The sequence below is a fragment of the Pseudomonas sp. NPDC089554 genome (genome assembly GCF_050280645.1).
Classification (GTDB): Bacteria; Pseudomonadota; Gammaproteobacteria; order Pseudomonadales; family Pseudomonadaceae; genus Aquipseudomonas.
Genome location: NZ_JBNNVR010000152.1, coordinates 1 through 5,987, shown reverse-complemented (window position 1 = coordinate 5,987; position 5,987 = coordinate 1). Strand labels below are relative to the sequence as shown.

Below are 5,987 nucleotides of genomic sequence, written 5' to 3'. Positions count from 1 at the left end.
GGGCAAGCCCGCTCCCACAGGTACCCCGCCGCATTCAAGATCGGTGGGGTACCTGTGGGAGCGGGCTTGCCCCGCGATTGCGTCAGGCCTGCTTATTCGGCCTTGAGCGTCTTCACGCCTTCAGCAGTGCCCAGCAGCAGCAGATCCGCCGGGCGTGCGGCGAACAGGCCATTGGTCACCACGCCGACGATGGCGTTGATCTGGCTTTCCAGCTCCACCGGGTTGGTGATCTGCAGGTTGTGCACGTCCAGGATGACGTTGCCGTTGTCGGTCAGCACGCCTTCGCGGTACACCGGGTCGCCGCCCAGTTTCACCAGCTGGCGCGCCACGTGGCTGCGGGCCATGGGGATCACTTCCACTGGCAGCGGGAAGGCGCCGAGCACCGGCACCAGCTTGCTGGCGTCAGCGATGCAGATGAAGGTGCGGGCCACTGCCGCGACAATCTTCTCGCGGGTCAGCGCCGCGCCGCCGCCCTTGATCAGGTTCAGGTGCGCGTCGCTCTCGTCGGCGCCGTCGACATAGAACTCCAGCTCGCTGACGCTGTTCAGCTCGTAGACCGGGATGCCATGGGCCTTCAGGCGCTCGGCGGTGGCCTCGGAACTGGCGACCGCGCCGTCGAAGGCGGTCTTGTGCTGGGCCAGCGCATCGATGAAGAAGTTGGCGGTCGAGCCGGTGCCGACGCCGACGACGCTTCTCTCATCCAGCTTGGGCAGAATGAAGTCGACGGCAGCCTGGGCGACGGCCTGTTTGAGTTGGTCCTGGGACATGCGGGCTCCGAGAGGGGCGGGGGAGGTTTCAAAGGTGGCGTAGTATAACCAGTCGCGCGGCTTTGCTGTGGTCGCCCGACGTAGCGCTGGGGTAGACTCCCAGGCCTTGTCCCCGGCCCTGTGATGTTTCCCGCGATGCTCGAACAGTACGTCAAGAAGATCCTCACCTCGCGCGTCTACGACGTTGCGGTCGAAACCCCCTTGCAGAATGCCGGGCAGCTGAGCAAACGCCTGAACAACAACGTGCTGCTCAAGCGCGAAGACCTGCAACCAGTGTTCTCCTTCAAGATTCGCGGGGCCTACAACAAGCTGGCGCAGTTGAGTCCCGAGGAACTGGCCCGCGGCGTGGTCACCGCCTCGGCCGGCAACCACGCCCAGGGGCTGGCCCTGGCGGCCCGCGAGCTGGGCATCAAGGCCACCATCGTGATGCCCAAGACCACCCCGGAAATCAAGGTGGAAGGCGTGCGTTCGCGTGGCGGCAAGGTGGTGCTGCATGGCGACTCCTTCCCCGAGGCGCTGGCCTATTCGCTGAAGCTGGTGGACGAGAAGGGCTTCGTCTACATCCACCCCTACGACGACCCGCACACCATTGCCGGGCAGGGCACCGTGGCCATGGAGATCCTGCGCCAGCACCCGGGCCGCCTGGATGCGATCTTCGTGCCGGTCGGTGGCGGTGGGCTGATCGCCGGTATCGCCGCCTACGTGAAATACTTGCGCCCGGAAATCAAGGTGATCGGCGTCGAGCCTGACGACTCCAACTGCCTGCAAGCTGCCATGGCTGCCGGTGAGCGCGTGGTGCTGCCGCAGGTCGGGCTGTTCGCCGATGGCGTGGCGGTGGCGCAGATCGGCCAGCACACTTTCGACATCTGCAAGCTGCACGTGGACGAGGTGGTGACTGTCAGCACCGATGAAATCTGCGCGGCTATCAAGGATATCTACGACGATACCCGCTCGATCACCGAACCTGCCGGTGCATTGGGTGTGGCCGGCATCAAGAAGTACGTGGAGTTGACCGGTGTGTCCGGCCAGACCCTGGTTGCGATCGACTCGGGCGCCAACGTCAACTTCGACCGCCTGCGCCATGTCGCCGAGCGTTCCGAGCTGGGTGAGAAACGCGAAGCGATCATCGCCGTGACCATCCCTGAGCAGCCTGGCAGCTTCAAGGCCTTCTGCGAGGCCATTGGCAAGCGCCAGATCACCGAGTTCAACTACCGTTACCACGCCGACAAGGAAGCGCACATCTTCGTGGGTGTGCAGACCCACCCAGAAACCGACCCGCGCGCTGCGCTGGTGCAGCACTTGACCGAACAGGGCTTCCCGGTCACCGACTTGACCGACAACGAACTGGCCAAGATGCATATCCGCCACATGGTGGGCGGCCATTCGGTGGGGGTCAGCGACGAACTGGTGCTGCGCTTCGAGTTCCCCGAGCGGCCGGGCGCGCTGTTCAACTTCCTCAACAAGCTGGGTGGCCGCTGGAATATCTCGATGTTCCACTACCGCAACCATGGCGCAGCCGATGGGCGAGTGGTGGCCGGCCTGCAAGTGCCGGACGACGAGCGCCACCTGGTGCCCGAAGCGCTGGCGAAGATCGGCTACCCCTACTGGGACGAAACCGACAACCCGGCGTACAAGCTGTTCCTGGGTTGAGCGGCTACGCTTGAGCCTGTGCGGCGATGTCACCGCCGCCTGTCGAGGACACAATGGAATACCTGACCACCCTCAAGACCCTGCACATCCTCGCCACTGTACTGCTGCTACTGGGCGCGCTGGGCCTGGCGGCCTGGACCTGGCGCGCACGCCGCCAGGGTGATGGCGAGGCCTACACCAAGCTGCTGCGTCGTCCGCTGGTGTTCGTCTGGCTGCTGATGGGGCTGTGCCTGGTGAGCATGCCGTTCACCGGCTGGTGGCTGGTGCACCTGGTGGGCTGGCCGCTGGGGCAGACCTGGGTGCTTGCCTCCAGCATCCTCTATAGCGTCGGTGCGTTGGCGGCCTGGTGGTTGCTGGTGCGCCTGAACCGTCTGCGCAAAGCCGAGCCGGTGGGGTTGCGGCTCACCTTGGCATTGGCGCTTTTCAGCGGTGTGTGCTTCTTGTCCATCGCCGGGTTGATGGGCGCCAAGCCTGTGTAAGGCGTCATCTTCCAACCCCAGCGCCAGCATCCTGCGCCACAGGCGCGTCACCTTGCCTTCACGAAAACCGGGTATATCGGTGCTACGCCCGGTGTGGCACTCGCAATCAGCCTTGGGAAGCCCCGTAGAATACGGAGTTTCCATCTCGCCGCAGATAAGCTTGGCGGGCGCGTTGCTGCGCTCGCAGGCTTTGTGGAACAATGCGGCGACATGCGTTTTCGAGGTTGCTGCCGTGATCGACCCGGATGGTTTTCGCCCAAATGTCGGGATCATTCTCACGAATGATGCCGGGCAGGTGCTATGGGCTCGGCGGATCAACCAGGATGCCTGGCAGTTTCCCCAGGGCGGAATCAACCCTGATGAAACGCCGGAAGATGCCCTGTACCGCGAGTTGAACGAAGAAGTCGGGCTGGAGCGCGAGGATGTGGAAATTCTTGCCTGCACCCGAGGCTGGTTGCGTTATCGTTTACCCCAGCGCCTGGTGCGCACGCACAGCCAACCGCTGTGCATCGGCCAGAAACAGAAGTGGTTCCTGCTGCGCCTGGTGAGCAACGAGCAGCGGGTTCGCATGGACCTGACCGGTAAGCCGGAGTTCGACGGCTGGCGCTGGGTCAGCTACTGGTACCCCTTGGGCCAGGTGGTGACATTCAAGCGCGAGGTCTACCGTCGCGCCCTGAAAGAGCTAGCCCCGCGCCTGCTGACGCGCGACTGACGACGGAGTCCGACCCCGAGCCATGCTCAATACGCTGCGCAAGATCGTCCAGGAAGTGAACTCCGCCAAAGATCTCAAGACGGCGTTGGGGATCATTGTCTTGCGCGTCAAGGAAGCCATGGGCAGCCAGGTCTGCTCGGTCTATCTGCTCGACCCGGAGACCAACCGCTTCGTGCTCATGGCCACCGAAGGCCTGAACAAGCGCTCCATCGGCAAGGTCAGCATGGCCTCCAACGAGGGTCTGGTCGGCCTGGTCGGCACCCGCGAAGAGCCGCTGAACCTGGAAAACGCCGCGGACCATCCGCGCTACCGCTACTTCGCCGAAACCGGCGAAGAGCGCTTCGCCTCGTTCCTCGGCGCGCCGATCATCCATCACCGCCGCGTCGTTGGCGTATTGGTCATCCAGCAGAAAGAACGTCGCCAGTTCGATGAAGGCGAAGAAGCCTTCCTGGTGACCATGAGCGCGCAGCTGGCAGGCGTTATCGCCCATGCCGAGGCGACCGGCTCGATTCGCGGCCTGGGTCGCCAGGGCAAGGGCATCCAGGAAGCCCGCTTCGTCGGTGTGCCGGGCTCGCCGGGTGCTGCGGTCGGTCGTGCCGTGGTCATGTTGCCACCCGCTGACCTGGAAGTGGTGCCAGACAAAACCGTCGATGACATCGACGCCGAACTCAAGCTGTTCAATACCGCCCTCGAAGGCGTACGCGCCGACATGCGCACGCTCTCGGCCAAGCTCGCCACCCAGCTGCGCCCGGAAGAGCGCGCGCTGTTCGACGTCTACCTGATGATGCTCGAAGACGCTGCCCTCGGTGGCGAGGTGGTCGAGGTCATCAAGACCGGCCAGTGGGCCCAGGGTGCGCTGCGCCAGGTGGTCGCTGAGCACGTCAGCCGCTTCGAGCTGATGGACGACGACTACCTGCGCGAGCGCGCCTCCGACGTCAAGGACCTCGGGCGCCGCCTGCTGGCCTACCTGCAAGAAGCCCGCTCGCAGTCGCTGGTGTACGCCGACAACACCATCCTGGTCAGTGAAGAACTCACTCCCGCCATGCTCGGCGAGGTGCCGGAAGGCAAGCTGGCCGGCCTGGTCTCGGTGCTCGGCTCGGGCAACTCCCACGTGGCTATCCTGGCGCGTGCCATGGGCATCCCCACGGTGATGGGCGTGGTCGACCTGCCGTATTCCAAGGTCGACGGCATCGAGATGATCGTCGACGGCTACAAGGGCGAGGTGTTCACCAACCCCAGCGACGTGCTGCGCAAGCAGTACAGCGATGTGGTCGAGGAAGAACGCCAGCTGGCCAAGGGCCTGGATGCACTGCGCGAGCTGCCATGCATCACCCCGGACGGCCACCGCATGCCGCTGTGGGTCAATACCGGCCTGCTCGCCGATGTCGCCCGCGCCCAGCAGCGTGGCGCCGAGGGGGTGGGGCTGTACCGCACCGAAGTGCCGTTCATGATCAACCAGCGCTTCCCCAGCGAGAAAGAGCAGTTGGCCATCTACCGCGAGCAGCTCGCGGCCTTTCACCCGCTGCCAGTGACCATGCGTACCCTGGACATCGGTGGCGACAAGGCGCTGTCGTACTTCCCGATCAAGGAAGAAAACCCCTTCCTAGGCTGGCGCGGTATTCGCGTCACCCTCGACCACCCGGAAATCTTCCTGGTGCAGACCCGCGCCATGCTCAAAGCCAGCGAGGGGCTGAACAACCTGCGCATTCTGCTGCCGATGATTTCCGGCATCCACGAGCTGGAAGAGGCGCTGCATCTGATCCACCGCGCCTGGGGCGAGGTGCGCGACGAAGGCACCGACGTGCCGATGCCGCCGGTGGGCGTGATGGTGGAGATTCCCGCTGCGGTGTACCAGACCAAGGAGCTGGCGCGCCAGGTGGACTTCCTTTCGGTCGGTTCCAACGACCTTACTCAGTACCTGCTGGCGGTCGACCGCAACAACCCGCGCGTGGCCGACCTCTACGACTACCTGCACCCGGCGGTGCTGCAAGCCTTGCAGACCGTGGTGCGCGATGCCCATGCCGAAGGCAAGCCGGTGAGCATCTGCGGTGAAATGGCCGGCGACCCGGCGGCGGCGATCCTGCTCATGGCCATGGGTTTCGACAGCCTGTCGATGAACGCCACCAACCTGCCCAAGGTCAAGTGGATGCTGCGCCAGATCAACATGAGCAAGGCCCGCGAGCTGCTGACCGAGGCCATGGGTCATGACAACCCGCAGGTTATCCACAGTGCGTTGCAACTGGCGCTGAAGAACCTGGGGCTGGCGCGGATGATCGGGCCGAACAAGACCCTCTGAATTTTGGTTGTCAGTACCGGCCTATTCGCGGGCAAGCCCGCTCCTACAGGTACAGCGATAAACCCTGTAGGAGCGGGCTTGCC

5 protein-coding genes and 1 pseudogene are annotated in these 5,987 nt (G+C 64.4%); 4 read left to right on the top strand and 2 right to left on the bottom strand.

Annotated elements, in window-relative coordinates:
- Positions 1-92: 92 nt before the first annotated feature.
- Positions 93-767, bottom strand: coding sequence for a ribose-5-phosphate isomerase RpiA (rpiA, locus tag ACQKPE_RS25585; RefSeq protein ID WP_427669471.1), 675 nt, complete (start codon positions 765-767; stop codon positions 93-95).
- Between the two features lie 135 nt (positions 768-902).
- Here rpiA and ilvA point away from each other — a divergent pair, with 135 nt between their 5' ends.
- Positions 903-2,417: a threonine ammonia-lyase, biosynthetic gene (gene ilvA, locus ACQKPE_RS25580; RefSeq protein ID WP_427669469.1), complete on the top strand. Its 1,515-nt coding sequence runs from the start codon at positions 903-905 to the stop codon at positions 2,415-2,417.
- A 53-nt stretch (positions 2,418-2,470) separates the two neighbouring features.
- Positions 2,471-2,896: a DUF2269 family protein gene (locus ACQKPE_RS25575; RefSeq protein WP_427669468.1), complete on the top strand. Its 426-nt coding sequence runs from the start codon at positions 2,471-2,473 to the stop codon at positions 2,894-2,896.
- Positions 2,897-2,905: 9 nt separating this feature from the next.
- Here the strand turns inward: ACQKPE_RS25575 and ACQKPE_RS25570 are convergent.
- Positions 2,906-2,992, bottom strand: a pseudogene (locus tag ACQKPE_RS25570) (HAD-IB family hydrolase); the annotation flags it as partial.
- 136 nt (positions 2,993-3,128) lie between these two features.
- On the opposite strand from ACQKPE_RS25570, the gene ACQKPE_RS25565 reads away from it, so the two are divergent.
- The gene (locus ACQKPE_RS25565) at positions 3,129-3,608 is read left to right on the top strand and encodes an RNA pyrophosphohydrolase (RefSeq protein ID WP_029614755.1); all 480 of its coding nucleotides are present in this window, start codon (positions 3,129-3,131) and stop codon (positions 3,606-3,608) included.
- Positions 3,609-3,630: 22 nt separating this feature from the next.
- Positions 3,631-5,904, top strand: a complete 2,274-nt coding sequence (gene ptsP / locus ACQKPE_RS25560) for a phosphoenolpyruvate--protein phosphotransferase (protein ID WP_427669466.1) — start codon at positions 3,631-3,633, stop codon at positions 5,902-5,904.
- Positions 5,905-5,987: the final 83 nt, after the last annotated feature.

What these genes read in the sequence shown, in the direction of transcription:
- rpiA (WP_427669471.1), bottom strand. Translation starts at nt 767, where the DNA reads ATGTCCCAGGACCAACTCAAACAGGCCGTCGCCCAGGCTGCCGTCGAC.
- ilvA (WP_427669469.1), top strand. Translation starts at nt 903, where the DNA reads ATGCTCGAACAGTACGTCAAGAAGATCCTCACCTCGCGCGTCTACGAC.
- ACQKPE_RS25575 (WP_427669468.1), top strand. Translation starts at nt 2,471, where the DNA reads ATGGAATACCTGACCACCCTCAAGACCCTGCACATCCTCGCCACTGTA.
- ptsP (WP_427669466.1), top strand. Translation starts at nt 3,631, where the DNA reads ATGCTCAATACGCTGCGCAAGATCGTCCAGGAAGTGAACTCCGCCAAA.